The sequence below is a fragment of the Phaeobacter sp. JH20_34 genome (genome assembly GCF_048056095.1).
GTDB classification, from domain to species: Bacteria; Pseudomonadota; Alphaproteobacteria; order Rhodobacterales; family Rhodobacteraceae; genus Phaeobacter; species Phaeobacter bryozoorum.
In genome coordinates, this window is sequence record NZ_JAYMWT010000019.1 from 174840 (window position 1) to 187955 (window position 13116).

Below are 13116 nucleotides of genomic sequence, written 5' to 3' on the forward strand. Positions count from 1 at the left end.
CGTGAAGAAGAAGCAAAAGGTCATGGCCGACATGCCAGAAGGCGGCGATAACCCGCTGACCTCTGCGGTTGTATCGCGTGATCGGTCGACTCTCGACATGGTCAGCGACGCGATTCGCCACAACCAGACGATGCTTGCCTATCAGCCCATCATACAGGCTATGCCGCCACAAGGGGTTGCCTTTTACGAAGGGTATATCCGGGTTCTCGATTCAACGGGTCGCGTGATACCTGCGCGCGAATTCATGCCGCTGGTCGAGGATAAGGAAACCGGGCGTGAACTGGACTGTCTTGCCCTCGAACATGGCCTGAAGGCACTTGCGCGCAGCCCCAATATCCGCCTCTCCGTCAATATGTCCGCGCGCTCGATCGGCTATCAGCGCTGGATGCGTGTCCTGGAGAAACATCTGAAGAAAGATGCCGCCGCAGGCGAAAGGCTGGTGCTGGAAATCACTGAGGCCTCTGCCATGGCTGCGCCCGAGTTGGTCATCGACTTCATGGACCGGATGCAGAAACACGGTATCGCCTTTGCGCTTGATAACTTCGGCGCCGGGGCAACGGCCGTTAGCTATTTCCGGCAGTTCTTCTTTGATGCGGTGAAAATTGACGGGCAGTACATACGCAACATTCATGCCAACCACGACAATCAGGCTGTTGTCCGCGCGCTGGTAGGGATCGCCAAGCAATTCGATATGCTGGTGGTTGCGGAATCCGTCGAAAGCCGAGCTGACGCCGAGTTCCTGATCTCCATCGGTGTGGACTGCCTGCAGGGCTATTTGTTCGGCGCCCCCTCGGTCAGCCCGCCATGGCTGGAAGAGCTGCGCAGGAACAGTCGCGCATCCTGACCTCACAGCACGTTGCCTTATGGGTGAATTCGCGCATCTTTGCGCCAGATACCTGCCGCGCAACGTAAGGGCGAATTCCTGTCGGGAATGATCGCTTGGCAAACGACCGGACCTGCCTCAGAAAATGTGCCATAGTATTGATTGACACAGGCTCTCCCTGTGGGACACCTTGCACGTGCTGCAATTGCAGCGAAACACACGGCCTTTAAAAAAAGGCAGGGGGATCCCGGTTGCTGCGGCTGCGAAATGCGGACTGCGCGGTTGGCCTCCCGGGACTATGAATGGCAGAGGACCCTAACTGATGACCAATGTAGTAATTGCATCCGCCGCACGCACCGCCGTCGGCAGCTTTGGTGGCGCATTCGCCAATACCCCCGCCCATGATCTTGGCGCCGCAGTACTGGAGGCTGTGGTTGAACGTGCCGGGATCGACAAATCCGAAGTTTCCGAAACCATTCTGGGTCAGGTGCTGACGGCGGCGCAGGGTCAGAATCCTGCTCGCCAGGCCCATATCAATGCCGGCCTGCCACAGGAATCGGCAGCCTGGGGAATCAATCAGGTCTGCGGGTCCGGTCTGCGTGCCGTGGCACTTGGCGCCCAGCACATCCAACTCGGTGACGCGGCCATCGTCTGTGCGGGCGGTCAGGAAAACATGACCCTCTCGCCCCATGCCGCCAATCTGCGCGCCGGGCACAAAATGGGCGATATGAGCTATATTGATACCATGATCCGCGATGGCCTTTGGGATGCCTTCAACGGCTACCACATGGGCCAGACTGCGGAGAATGTTGCCGAGAAATGGCAGATCTCCCGTGACATGCAGGATGAATTTGCCGTTGCAAGCCAGAACAAGGCCGAAGCGGCACAGAAGGCAGGCAAATTCGCCGATGAAATCGCAGCCTTCACCGTCAAGACCCGCAAGGGCGACATCATTGTGGATCAGGACGAATACATCCGCCACGGTGCCACCATCGAGGCCATGCAGAAGCTGCGCCCCGCCTTCACCAAGGATGGTTCGGTCACAGCCGCCAATGCCTCAGGCCTGAACGACGGCGCCGCGGCCACACTGTTGATGAGCGCCGATGACGCCGAAAAGCGGGGTATCGAACCGCTGGCCCGGATCGCCTCCTATGCCACCGCAGGTCTGGACCCCTCCATCATGGGCGTTGGTCCGATCTACGCCTCGCGCAAGGCACTGGAGAAAGCCGGCTGGTCCGTGGATGACCTCGATCTGGTTGAGGCCAACGAAGCCTTCGCAGCGCAGGCCTGCGCCGTGAACAAGGACATGGGCTGGGATCCGGCAATCGTCAACGTCAACGGTGGCGCAATCGCAATTGGTCACCCGATTGGTGCCTCCGGCTGCCGCGTCCTCAATACGCTGCTGTTTGAAATGAAGCGGCGGGGTGCCAAGAAAGGCCTCGCCACGCTTTGCATCGGCGGCGGTATGGGCGTTGCCATGTGCGTGGAGCGTCCCTGAGGCGCATTATTCTGACCATATCAAGGGCGCCCGATTGGCGCCCTTTTCTATATGGAGCGCATTTTACGATAGCTTTGTCGAAGAGGGCGACGCAGCGTCGCACTCCGTATCGGCTCCAGCGCCCGGATTCACGGAGTAATATAATTGCGCAATCAAAAACAAAATAGTAGCAAGATTACCAAGTCAAATAACGGAGGACTTTTCCATGGCACGTAACGCACTCGTCACCGGCGGCTCTCGCGGCATCGGCGCTGCAATCTCACAGGCGTTGAAAGCGGAAGGCTATACTGTGGCGGCGACCTATGCCGGTAATGATGAGGCAGCGGCGAAGTTTACCGATGAAACCGGCATCAAGACGTACAAGTGGGACGTTGCCAGCTACGAGGACAGCGCCGCCGGCATCGCCAAGGTTGAAGCGGATATCGGCCCGATCGATATCGTCGTCGCCAATGCAGGCATCACCCGCGATGCTCCGTTCCACAAGATGACACCGGAGCAATGGCAGCAGGTGATCGACACCAACCTCACTGGTGTCTTCAACACCGTGCACCCGATCTGGCCCGGCATGCGCGAACGCAAGTTCGGCCGTGTGATCGTGATCTCCTCGATCAATGGTCAGAAAGGGCAGTTCGCTCAGGTAAACTATGCCGCGACCAAAGCAGGCGACCTCGGCATCGTGAAATCTCTGGCCCAGGAAGGGGCGCGGGCGGGCATCACCGCCAACGCGATCTGCCCAGGCTATATTGCGACCGAGATGGTGATGGCCGTTCCTGAGAAGGTCCGCGAGTCGATCATTGGCCAGATCCCAGCCGGCCGCCTGGGTGAGCCGGAGGAGATTGCTCGCTGCGTGACCTTCCTCGCATCAGAGGACTCGGGCTTTATCAACGGCTCCACCATTTCGGCCAATGGCGCGCAGTTCTTCGTGTAAGACCGCACCGAGCACAGATGGCAAGGGCCGGTCCACTGGGCCGGCCCTTTTCCAATCCCGTAAGGACATGCGCGCTATGCCCAGCGGGAAACCCCGGCACGCAGCCGCGTGGCGCGACGCGGTGCAAATATACGCGCCCACAGCGCACGTACGACCTGGCCGCGCTCCTCATGTGCGCGTTGCAGGGCGAGTTTTACGGTAGCACTGGCAGAATATTCCATCGTTTCGGCCTCCATTCAGATCAGTGTTGCTAACTTGACCTAGATATGCGCCTTTTCGTGACAACAGACAAACGAGACTTTTCAGCACTTCACTTAAGTATTACTTATCTCACATGTCTGATCGCCTGCCACCACTGACCGCCCTGCGCGCCTTTGAAGCCGCCGCCCGCCATATGTCCTTTGCCCGTGCGGCACAGGAGTTGAACGTGACCCCGGCAGCGCTGTCATTTCAGATCAAATCCCTGGAAGAGCATTTGGGAACACCGGTATTCCGCCGCCTGAACCGCGCCGTCGAGCTGACGGAAGCAGGGGCTGCCCTAGCGCCCGGGACGTCTGATGGGTTTCAGGCACTGACGGCAGCCTGGCGCGCGGCAATCCGGCTACAGGACGATGGGGTCCTGACGGTCACGGCCGGCCCTGCCTTTACCGCGAAATGGCTGGCGCCGCGCTTTTACGAGTTTGCGCGCGCCCACCCTGAAATCGACCTTCGGTTCTCGGCCAGCCTGCGCCGTGTTGATCTGATGCGCGACGACGTCGATGTGGCGATCCGTTTTGGCTACGGCCCATACCCAGACGTCTATTCAATGCCGCTGCCTGTGGAGTGGGTGATGCCGGTCATGACACCTGATATCGCGCAGCGTTACCCCACCGTCGCCGCGCTGAAAGACGCGCCGCTAATCCACGACGATTCACTGAACTTTATGTCACCGCAGCTCGACTGGACCGCCTGGTTCAAGTTGATGGGTGAGGAGTTCAACCCCACCCATGGCGCCCGCTTCAGCAACGCCGACCACGCGGTGGATGCCGCTTTGGCAGGGGCCGGTGTGGTTTTAGGGCGGCGCGCGCTGGTGGTAAAGGATCTTGCCGAAGGGCGTCTGGTTGCCCCCTTCAAAACGGCGCTAACCGGCAAGGCCCGATTTTGCTTCCTCTGTCAGAAAGGCGCTGAAACGCGCCCGCAGATCGTGGCATTCCGCGACTGGATCCTGGCCGAAATCGAAAAGACCGCCGCTGTGTCAGATGGGCTGAAAATCGTGTCGGTAGACAGTCTCACATGACCAGGAACCGCGCAACGGCAACCGGCTTTGTCGCGGTATTGCTTTGGTCGCTACTGGCTGTTCTCACCGTTGGCACTGCGCCGACCCCACCGCTCCTGTTGAACGCCTTGTGTTTCACAATCGGCGGCTCATTGGGCCTCATTTGGTGTTGGCGCAGTGGTGGCCTCACGGCACTGCGACGAGTGTCATGGCGGGTCTATCTCTTCGGCAGCCTCGGTCTCTTTGGCTATCATGCGCTTTACTTCTCCGCGCTGAGGATGGCCCCCGCAGCCGAAGCAGGGCTTATTGCCTATCTCTGGCCATTGCTGATTGTGCTGTTGTCCGGCCTGCTGCCAGGGGAAACACTGCGCGCGGGGCATTTGCTGGGGGCCCTCCTCGGCTTCGCCGGTGCCGCAACGATCATCACCGGTGGCGGAGCCGAGTTTGATGCCGCGGCACTGCCCGGCTATGGGCTTGCGCTACTCTGCGCACTGACGTGGTCGGGATATTCCGTGCTTGCGCGACGCCTGGGGACAGCCCCCACCAGCACGGTTGCCGTATTCTGCCTGATCACTGCGGCAGCATCCTGGGGCCTTCATTTCGCGCTGGAAGAAAGCCATTGGCCCATCGGCATCAGCGGTTGGGGAGCGACAGTCGCGCTGGGTCTGGGGCCGGTCGGCCTTGCGTTCTATGTCTGGGACATCGGAGTGAAACAGGGTGACATCCAACTGCTCGGCACCAGCTCTTATGCAGCACCTTTGCTTTCAACACTGATCCTTGTTGTTGCAGGAATTGCGCCTGCGTCATGGACGCTGGCGATTGCAGCCTGCCTGATAACAGGCGGGGCGCTGCTGGCCGCGCGGGCCAATGCGACGCCCTGAAGCATCCATCTACCGGCGCATCCCTCCCCAAGGGCCGCAACAGAAAATCCCGCGCCAGATGCAGAAACAAGAAGGGGTCACCAGCCGTGCTGATGACCCCTAACAACCAATCGGTTCTGCCTCAGGCACCGCAGCGACGGGACTGCGGTCACCTCAGATCAGACCACTCTCTCAGACGGCAAGTTCCTCCGTCGAGAGACGTTTAATTTCTTCTTTGAGTTTCAGTTTCTGTTTCTTCATCGACGCGATACGCAGCCCGTCGGTCGCGGGTGAGCGTTGGGCGTGTTCGACTTCCATGCTCAGATGCTCGTGCTTCTTCTTTAGTTCGGTCAGATGCGAGCTGAGGCTCATGTCATTCCTCCTTCTTTGAGCGTGTTGCGTACAAAGTGAGTGGAACACAAGATTATTGCTCTGTCACGCTGCAGAAGCATATATTTTGTCATGAAACCGTCATTTCGGCATGTCCTCGCCGAATGAGAGCCGATTCTCCGCGAGTCTCCCGCAAATATCAGCTTGGCCAGGGCAACCCATGGCCATCACGAAGAACAGCCCGGATCTCCGCCTGGTAGTTTTCGGCGTCACGCAAATGTGCTTCACCGTTGTGCAGGATCAGCGGCGCATGCAGCCTGAACCCTGCACGGCCACCCTTGCGCGCCCGCAGCAGAACCAATTCGGCGCCACGACCGACACGGGCGGCCAATGGCAACACCTCAAGTGAGCCCAGACGTCCAAAACAGGCCCCAAGCATTTCCGGCAGGCGATCGGCCCGCTGGATCATGTGCAGATATCCCTTATGGGTGAGGCGTCGCGCTGCGGTATCGAACCAGACGGTCAACTCCGTCGCCCCGCCGAGTGCAATCTGCCGCCCCACGTCCTGCGCCGGACTGTGCGCACCGGCGCGATAATAGGGCGGGTTGGCGATGACATGGTCAAACTGGATCTGGCGCAGATCCACCGGCAGTGCTGCCAGATCAGCCTCGACGATCGTGATATCGACTGCGTTCAGCGCGGCATTGCGTCGCGCCAGATCGGCATAATCGGACTGAAGCTCGACCCCGGTCAGGTCCAGATCCGGGACCCGTGCAGCCAGACATAACAGAGCCGGACCGCCTCCGCAGCCCAGCTCCAGCACCCGATCACCAGGCTGTGCGGGAACGGCTGCGGCCAGCAGGACAGGGTCGACCCCGGCGCGATACCCCTGCTTTGGTTGCAACAACTGTACCCGCCCACCCAGAAACGCGTCCTGGCTAAGAGCGCTGTCCTCAAATCCCGACATCAGCGCAGCGGAATATCATTGTCACGCATCACGCGCTCGGCAGCGGCATGATCATCGCTGCGCACCATCAATCTGCGCGGGAATATCCCGATACCACCTTCAAGGATGCTCATATTTACGTCCATTTGAAAGCAGTCTATATCCTCACCCTCAAGAAGGGCGGTGGCAAAGGCCATGACAGTTGGGTCTGTGCTGCGCAAAAGTTCCTTCATAGGGATGGATCTAAGGGCAAGGGCTGCGCCTTGTCGAGCCTTGCAAGCGGGAAAACGATGAATCAAATCCTGACGCAAAAGCCGCATGACATGCTGGCCGCGACACTCAGCGACGAAATGGCAGCGGTCAATACGCTGATCCAGACACGCATGGCCTCGAAACATGCGCCGCGCATTCCCGAGGTAACGGCCCATCTTGTCGAGGCCGGCGGCAAGCGTTTGCGCCCGATGCTGACCCTCGCGGCAGCGCGCCTGTGTGGCTACAGCGGTGAAAACCACGTGAAACTGGCAGCAACCGTTGAATTCATTCACACCGCCACCCTGCTGCATGATGACGTGGTTGACGAAAGCGGACAGCGCCGCGGTCGTCCGACAGCCAATCTCTTGTGGGACAACAAAAGCTCCGTTCTAGTCGGCGACTATCTCTTTGCGCGCAGTTTCCAGTTGATGGTGGAAACCGGCTCTCTGCGGGTGCTCGATATCCTGGCCAACGCCTCGGCGACTATTGCCGAGGGTGAAGTTCTGCAAATGACTGCGGCCAGTGATCTTGCCACCGATGAGGCCGTGTACCTGCAGGTTGTGCGCGGCAAGACAGCAGCGCTGTTCTCCGCCGCGACTCAGGCAGGTGGCGTCGTCGCCGGCGCACCCGAAGCGCAGGTAGACGCGTTGTTTGCCTATGGCGATGCGCTTGGTATCGCCTTCCAGATTGCCGACGATCTATTGGATTATCAGGGTGATAGCTCCGCGACGGGAAAAAACGTCGGCGATGATTTCCGCGAACGCAAGCTGACCCTGCCGGTGATCAAGGCCGTTGCACAGGCCACCGCAGAAGAGCGCGCCTTCTGGGTTCGCACCATTGAAAAGGGACGTCAGGATGAGGGCGACCTCGACCATGCGCTGTCCCTGATGGACAAATACGACACGTTGGCCGCAACCCGCCGCGATGCGATGGAATGGGTTGCCAAGGCACAGGACGCCTTGACCTCCCTGCCAGAGGACCCGATCCGCCAGATGCTGCATGATCTGGCCGACTATGTTGTCGCCCGCCTTGCCTAGGCCTAAAGAATAACCGGATTAACGCCTGAAAGGCACACCCCACTGCGCAGGCTTTTTTGGCTGTGCGCCGGTCATGCCAGCAACCGGCCCGCGCGCACCCACCAGTCAGGATGTGCCGCCTGCAAGGTGGCAGCCGCCGCCTCTGCCGTCGCCTCGTCGGCAAATAACGCGTAGCAGGTCGCACCTGACCCCGACATCGCGTGAAACAGCGGGGCCAAACCCGACAGCGCGTCGAGAACCGCTCCGATCAGAGGCTCGAGCATGATTGCCGGCCCCTGCAGATCGTTGCGCTGACCCGAAAGCCAGGCCGCCAGCTCCTCTGCGCTCTGCCAAACGGGTAGCCTGTCGGGCATCGGTGGGTTGTCACGTTTCTTCATCGCGCGAAAAATCGCGGGCGTGGCGACTGACACCCCCGGATTTGCCAGAACAATCGCGCAGTCAGGCAAGGCTGGCAGCCGCTCCAGCTGCTCACCGATACCACGCATCCGCTGGGCGCCCGGCTCCATGCAAACCGGCAGATCCGCTCCCAGGGGGAGAACCTCTGCAACTCCGGGAAGAGGTACCTGCCACAGCTCGCACAGGACCCGCAACGTCGCCGCCGCATCGGAGGACCCGCCCCCGATGCCAGAGGCCGGTGGCAGCTGCTTGTCCAACCTCAGCTCCGCCCCCCGCTCGACCTGTAAAAGCTCAGCCGCTTTCATCATCAGGTTGGAGCTGTCGGTCGGTACGCCCTTTGCCATGGCGCCCCCCACCCGCAGGCTCAGGGTGTCGGCAGATACAGCCGTGATCCGGTCCCCGATGTCAGCAAAGACCACAAGCGAATCCAGCAGATGATAGCCATCTGTGCGCTGGCCGATCACATGCAGGGTCAGATTGATCTTGGCCGGGGCAAATCCCTCAACCGTCATGTGCCACGTTCAACGGCGCCGCACCCTCTTCGGCAAGAACGGCATCAAGGCCGCTTTCCAGCTTGCGGCGAATGCGCTCAGGGTCGGCTTCACTGTCAGTATCTTCGGGGTCGATGAACGACAGCGCGCGCTTCCACTGGAACTCAGCTTCCCGCGCCCGCCCGACAGCCCAGTAAACATCCCCGAGGTGGTCGTTGACCACAGGGTCGACCGGCATCAATTCAACCGCGGTTTCCATATGGCCAACCGCCTCTTCATAGCGACCCAGCCGATAGAGTACCCAGCCGAGGCTGTCGACGATATAGCCCGCGTCAGGGCGCGCGGCGACAGCGCGTTCGATCATCGACAGCGCCTCGTCCAGTTTGATCTGCTTCTCCACCAGAGAATAGCCGAGATAATTCAGAACCTGCGGCTGATCCGGGCGAATTTCGAGTGCGGCGCGGAAATCCGCCTCTGCCTGCTCCCAATTTTTCAGCCGCTCGTGGCAGATGCCACGGGCATACAGCAGGAACCAACGTCCCTCCACGCTTTCATCCATCAGCCCCAGCGCGGTGTCATAGGCAGCGACGGCGCCGCTGTAATCCTCCTGCTGCCGCAACAGATCACCCAGATTGGTGTGGACCGGTGCCTCTTTCGGGAAATCACGCGCCAGCTGCTGCAGGACCTCGGCGGCCGCATCAGGTTTGGCGGCGCGACGCAATGCTTCGGCGCGTCCCAGTTCTGCGGCGTGGTAATCCGGATGCTCGCGCGGCACCTGCTTGTAAAGCTCGATCGACAGGGCGTAGCGGCCCAGCTGGTCAAAGAGCTCCGCAGCCAGCAACAATGCGTCCACGTGATCTTCGCGCAAGGCAGCTGCGACACGGGCATACATCAGCACATAGTCATCGGCCATTTCACCATTAAGGGCAGCCCCCATGGTGAAGAACACTTCGGCAATGCCCTGTGTCGGCGTGGCCGCCAGCGTATAGGGAAGGGTTTCGCCATCCTTCAGCCGTGCGGACAGCGCTGCAAGCCCCGGATCCAGCTGCCCATTGAAGGCGTCGGACAGCACATCGAGCGCCTGTTCATTGCGCCCCAGCTGCGACAGAATCTCAAGCCGCGCGATCACCGCCCGACGCGAGGTATTGGTCAGCTGGCCCTCCTCGGCAGCAAACAGGGCCTCCGCCCCCTCGTAATCCCCGACAGAGGCCAGCGCCAGCGCCCGGTGATAGCGCGCGAAAAGGCCAAGCCCCTCTTTTTCACCCAAGACGTCAAACTGTGTCAGCGCATCGGACACTGAACCAGCGCCCAGATGTGCCCAGCCCAACAGCAAGCCATCCACCAGGGCATTGATCTCATACTGCCCCTCTTGCTGAGAGGTCACGCGTTCGATGATGGTCTGATAGTCCTCGGTCAGGACCAGGTTGGCAGTGGTAACGATATTGGCGACCTGACTGCGCGCGCCCATCTCCGACAGGCGGGCGGCGACCGGCGCGGCCCCTTTGATATCACCCAGCGCAAGCCGGGAAAACACGACATGCTCCATGAGCAGCGGGTTCTTCGGGTCGCGCACCAGCGCGCGGTTGTAATAATCCGCGGAGGCGCGGAAATCACTATCCAGGGTAGCAGCCCGTGCCGCCAGATACGCACCCGCCAGCCCATCTGCACGCACCGCATCGGCCTGCACCAGTATCGGCAGGGTGATCGCCACGGCAAGAGCCGCTGCGCTTGTCAGGCTGCGAAAGAATGGGACGGGCACGGGGGGCCTCCTCGTTGGTGACTGGTCAAATACTGCCTCGCCACAAAGCGTAGAACGCCGCCCCTTAACACGCAATGGGGCAGCCCGCAGGCTGCCCCAATTATTCCGGCAAATACCTGCCGAAACCGATCACATATTCGGGTAGTTCGGCCCGTCACCGCCCTGCGGTGTGGTCCAGGTGATATTCTGGCTCGGATCCTTGATGTCACAGGTCTTGCAGTGGACGCAGTTCTGGAAGTTGATCACGAACTCCGGCTTGCCGTCCTTCTCCACCACCTCATAGACACCCGCCGGGCAATAGCGCTGCGCAGGCTCCGCGAACTTCGGCAGGTTGACGCTGATCGGCGTGTCCAGATTGCCCAGACGCAGGTGGCAGGGCTGGCTCTCTTCGTGGTTGGTCGCCGCAAAGGCAACGTTGGTCAGGCGGTCAAACGAAAGCACACCATCGGGTTTGGGATAGTCGATGGGTTTGTGCTTGGAGGCTTCCTCGGTTGCCTCTGCGTCATTTTTACCGTGACCCAAAGTGCCAAACAGCGAAAAGCCCAACGTATTGGTCCACATATCCAGACCACCCAGCATCAGCGAGGCGGTGAGGCCCCACTTCGACCACATCGGTTTGACGTTGCGCACTTTCTTCAGGTCGGCACCGATCGCGCCGTCGCGGACACTGACCTCATAGTCGGCAAGTTCGTCGCCCGAACGCTCAGCCTTGATCGCGTCATAGGCGGCTTCGGCGGCTGCCTTGCCCGACAGCATGGCGTTGTGGTTGCCCTTGATGCGCGGCACGTTGACCATGCCAGCCGAGCAACCCAAGAGCGCCACACCGGGGGCGACCAGCTTCGGCATCGACTGATAGCCACCTTCGGTGATCGCACGGGCGCCATAGGCCACGCGCTTACCGCCTTTCAGCAGCTCAGCCACCATCGGATGGTGCTTGAAGCGCTGGAATTCCATGTAGGGGTACAGATGCGGGTTCTTGTAGTTCAGGTGAACCACGAAACCGACGTAAACCTGATTGTTGTCTAGGTGATAGATAAAGGATCCGCCACCCGCGTTGGACCCCAGCGGCCAGCCCATGGTGTGGGTGACAGAGCCCTCTTTGTGCTTGGCAGGATCAATTTCCCAGATCTCTTTCATGCCAACACCGTATTTCTGCGGCTCCTTGCCGTCAGACAGGCTGTATTTGGCAATCACTTCTTTGGAAAGCGAGCCGCGCACACCTTCGGAGAGGAAGACATATTTGCCGTGCAGTTCCATCCCCGGCTCGGTGTTCGGACCATAGGTACCGTCGGATTCCAGACCAAAGACACCGGCAACCACGCCTTTGACTTCGCCATTGTCACCATAGACCAATTCGGAACAGGCCATACCCGGGAAGATCTCGACGCCCAGCTCTTCTGCCTGCTCAGCCATCCAGCGGCAGACATTGCCCATCGAGACGATGTAGTTGCCATGGTTGTTCATCAGCGGCGGCATCGGGAAGTTCGGGATGCGGATCTGCCCCGCCTCACCCAGCATGTAGAAATTGTCGTCCTTGACCGGAACGTTCAGTGGCGCGCCTTTTTCTTTCCAGTCGGGGATCAGTGCATCCAGCCCGCAGGGGTCCAGCACCGCGCCGGACAGGATATGCGCACCCACTTCAGAGCCTTTTTCCAGCACCACGACCTGCAGGTCGCTGTCCAGCTGTTTCAAACGGATCGCCGCAGACAGACCAGCCGGGCCTGCCCCAACGATCACAACGTCGTATTCCATTGCTTCGCGTTCAATCTCGGCCATCGAAGGCTCCTTAGGCTATGGCTCAGGACCAGCCCGTGTAGGCTGTGCGTCCTTGGCGCAATTTTCTTTCGCGGTTGCTTAGCGGGTGCCAGAGGCTCTGGTCAATCCAAACTCTACGTTACGATGATCTAGAACCCTCAATTGCGACAAATGGTGCGTCAAATATCGTCATTTGGCGCGCTGTTCCCGTTTTTGGCCAGATCCGCTGGCCGGTCCCCCATCAGATAGCGCGGCCCCTGCCCCTTGGAAGCGGCAGCATCATCCGGATTGTACAACTTGCAATTGGGCAGCGACAGGCAGCCACAGCCGATGCAGCCATCCAGATTGTCACGAAGCCGCTCCAGCGTTTCGATTCGGGCGTTCAGGTGCTCGCGGAACTGCGCTGAAAGCCGCGTCCAGTCAGCCTTGGTCGGGGTGCGCCCACCCGGCAGGCTCTTCAGAAACCCCTGGATCTCAGGCAGGGAAAACCCAAACTTCTGCGCGATCATCACAAAACTCAGCCGCCGCAGGTCCGCCCGGTGGAACCGCCGTTGTCCTCCCGCATTCCGCCAGGGCTCAACCAGACCCTGCGACTCATAATAGCGGATAGCAGACACGGCGAGCCCGGTTCGCTCCGCAAGATATCCGATCGACACGCCAGCTGACTTTGCCATAGCCCCTCCATCATTCTGATAAACAACTGAAAAATAATAGGTTTGCAGCTTCACCTTCAAGGTAAAGAAAAACCTTGATCTAAAGTTAGGTTGAGAAATTAGCCTACAGGTA

13 protein-coding genes are annotated in these 13116 nt (G+C 60.1%); 6 read left to right on the top strand and 7 right to left on the bottom strand.

Annotated elements, in window-relative coordinates:
- Positions 1 to 22 precede the first annotated feature (22 nt).
- The 5 genes from VWZ81_RS14020 (at position 23) to VWZ81_RS14040 (ending at position 5385) form a co-directional block, all read left to right on the top strand.
- Complete coding sequence (locus tag VWZ81_RS14020; RefSeq protein WP_416543423.1) at positions 23 to 844, top strand: EAL domain-containing protein; 822 nt, start codon at positions 23 to 25, stop codon at positions 842 to 844.
- A gap of 301 nt (positions 845 to 1145) precedes the next feature.
- Positions 1146 to 2321, top strand: coding sequence for an acetyl-CoA C-acetyltransferase (locus VWZ81_RS14025; RefSeq protein ID WP_340544269.1), 1176 nt, complete (start codon positions 1146 to 1148; stop codon positions 2319 to 2321).
- Positions 2322 to 2526: 205 nt separating this feature from the next.
- Positions 2527 to 3249, top strand: coding sequence for an acetoacetyl-CoA reductase (phbB, locus tag VWZ81_RS14030; protein ID WP_340544268.1), 723 nt, complete (start codon positions 2527 to 2529; stop codon positions 3247 to 3249).
- A 334-nt stretch (positions 3250 to 3583) separates the two neighbouring features.
- Entirely contained in the window at positions 3584 to 4525 is a 942-nt protein-coding gene (locus VWZ81_RS14035; protein ID WP_416543370.1) for a transcriptional regulator GcvA, read from the top strand.
- Positions 4522 to 5385, top strand: a complete 864-nt coding sequence (locus VWZ81_RS14040) for a DMT family transporter (protein WP_416543371.1) — start codon at positions 4522 to 4524, stop codon at positions 5383 to 5385. The genes VWZ81_RS14035 and VWZ81_RS14040 overlap by 4 nt, the downstream gene beginning before the upstream one ends.
- A gap of 171 nt (positions 5386 to 5556) precedes the next feature.
- On the opposite strand, the gene VWZ81_RS14045 is transcribed toward VWZ81_RS14040, so the two are convergent.
- The 3 genes from VWZ81_RS14045 to VWZ81_RS14055 form a co-directional block, all read right to left on the bottom strand.
- Entirely contained in the window at positions 5557 to 5736 is a 180-nt protein-coding gene (locus tag VWZ81_RS14045; protein WP_340544264.1) for a YdcH family protein, read from the bottom strand.
- Between the two features lie 157 nt (positions 5737 to 5893).
- The gene (locus VWZ81_RS14050; RefSeq protein ID WP_416543372.1) at positions 5894 to 6661 is read right to left on the bottom strand and encodes a tRNA1(Val) (adenine(37)-N6)-methyltransferase; all 768 of its coding nucleotides are present in this window, start codon (positions 6659 to 6661) and stop codon (positions 5894 to 5896) included.
- The gene (locus VWZ81_RS14055) at positions 6661 to 6873 is read right to left on the bottom strand and encodes a DUF2007 domain-containing protein (RefSeq protein WP_340544262.1); all 213 of its coding nucleotides are present in this window, start codon (positions 6871 to 6873) and stop codon (positions 6661 to 6663) included. The genes VWZ81_RS14050 and VWZ81_RS14055 overlap by 1 nt, the downstream gene beginning before the upstream one ends.
- A gap of 57 nt (positions 6874 to 6930) precedes the next feature.
- Between VWZ81_RS14055 and VWZ81_RS14060 the strand changes: the two genes are divergently transcribed.
- Positions 6931 to 7929, top strand: a complete 999-nt coding sequence (locus tag VWZ81_RS14060; RefSeq protein ID WP_416537177.1) for a polyprenyl synthetase family protein — start codon at positions 6931 to 6933, stop codon at positions 7927 to 7929.
- A gap of 71 nt (positions 7930 to 8000) precedes the next feature.
- On the opposite strand, the gene VWZ81_RS14065 is transcribed toward VWZ81_RS14060, so the two are convergent.
- The 4 genes from VWZ81_RS14065 to soxR all read right to left on the bottom strand — a co-directional run bounded on the left by VWZ81_RS14065 (position 8001) and on the right by soxR (position 13004).
- Positions 8001 to 8837, bottom strand: coding sequence for a 4-(cytidine 5'-diphospho)-2-C-methyl-D-erythritol kinase (locus VWZ81_RS14065; RefSeq protein ID WP_416543373.1), 837 nt, complete (start codon positions 8835 to 8837; stop codon positions 8001 to 8003).
- Entirely contained in the window at positions 8827 to 10575 is a 1749-nt protein-coding gene (locus tag VWZ81_RS14070; protein ID WP_416543374.1) for a tetratricopeptide repeat protein, read from the bottom strand. The genes VWZ81_RS14065 and VWZ81_RS14070 overlap by 11 nt, the downstream gene beginning before the upstream one ends.
- A 129-nt stretch (positions 10576 to 10704) precedes the next feature.
- Entirely contained in the window at positions 10705 to 12351 is a 1647-nt protein-coding gene (locus VWZ81_RS14075) for a 4Fe-4S dicluster domain-containing protein (RefSeq protein WP_416543375.1), read from the bottom strand.
- Between the two features lie 158 nt (positions 12352 to 12509).
- Positions 12510 to 13004, bottom strand: coding sequence for a redox-sensitive transcriptional activator SoxR (gene soxR, locus VWZ81_RS14080; protein ID WP_416543376.1), 495 nt, complete (start codon positions 13002 to 13004; stop codon positions 12510 to 12512).
- Positions 13005 to 13116: the final 112 nt, after the last annotated feature.

Coding starts and splice junctions, on each gene's coding strand:
- VWZ81_RS14035 (WP_416543370.1), top strand. CDS start 3,584: ATGTCTGATCGCCTGCCACCACTGACCGCCCTGCGCGCCTTTGAAGCC.
- phbB (WP_340544268.1), top strand. CDS start 2,527: ATGGCACGTAACGCACTCGTCACCGGCGGCTCTCGCGGCATCGGCGCT.
- VWZ81_RS14075 (WP_416543375.1), bottom strand. CDS start 12,351: ATGGCCGAGATTGAACGCGAAGCAATGGAATACGACGTTGTGATCGTT.
- VWZ81_RS14060 (WP_416537177.1), top strand. CDS start 6,931: ATGAATCAAATCCTGACGCAAAAGCCGCATGACATGCTGGCCGCGACA.
- VWZ81_RS14055 (WP_340544262.1), bottom strand. CDS start 6,873: ATGAAGGAACTTTTGCGCAGCACAGACCCAACTGTCATGGCCTTTGCC.
- VWZ81_RS14040 (WP_416543371.1), top strand. CDS start 4,522: ATGACCAGGAACCGCGCAACGGCAACCGGCTTTGTCGCGGTATTGCTT.
- soxR (WP_416543376.1), bottom strand. CDS start 13,004: ATGGCAAAGTCAGCTGGCGTGTCGATCGGATATCTTGCGGAGCGAACC.
- VWZ81_RS14020 (WP_416543423.1), top strand. CDS start 23: ATGGCCGACATGCCAGAAGGCGGCGATAACCCGCTGACCTCTGCGGTT.
- VWZ81_RS14025 (WP_340544269.1), top strand. CDS start 1,146: ATGACCAATGTAGTAATTGCATCCGCCGCACGCACCGCCGTCGGCAGC.
- VWZ81_RS14050 (WP_416543372.1), bottom strand. CDS start 6,661: ATGTCGGGATTTGAGGACAGCGCTCTTAGCCAGGACGCGTTTCTGGGT.
- VWZ81_RS14065 (WP_416543373.1), bottom strand. CDS start 8,837: ATGACGGTTGAGGGATTTGCCCCGGCCAAGATCAATCTGACCCTGCAT.
- VWZ81_RS14045 (WP_340544264.1), bottom strand. CDS start 5,736: ATGAGCCTCAGCTCGCATCTGACCGAACTAAAGAAGAAGCACGAGCAT.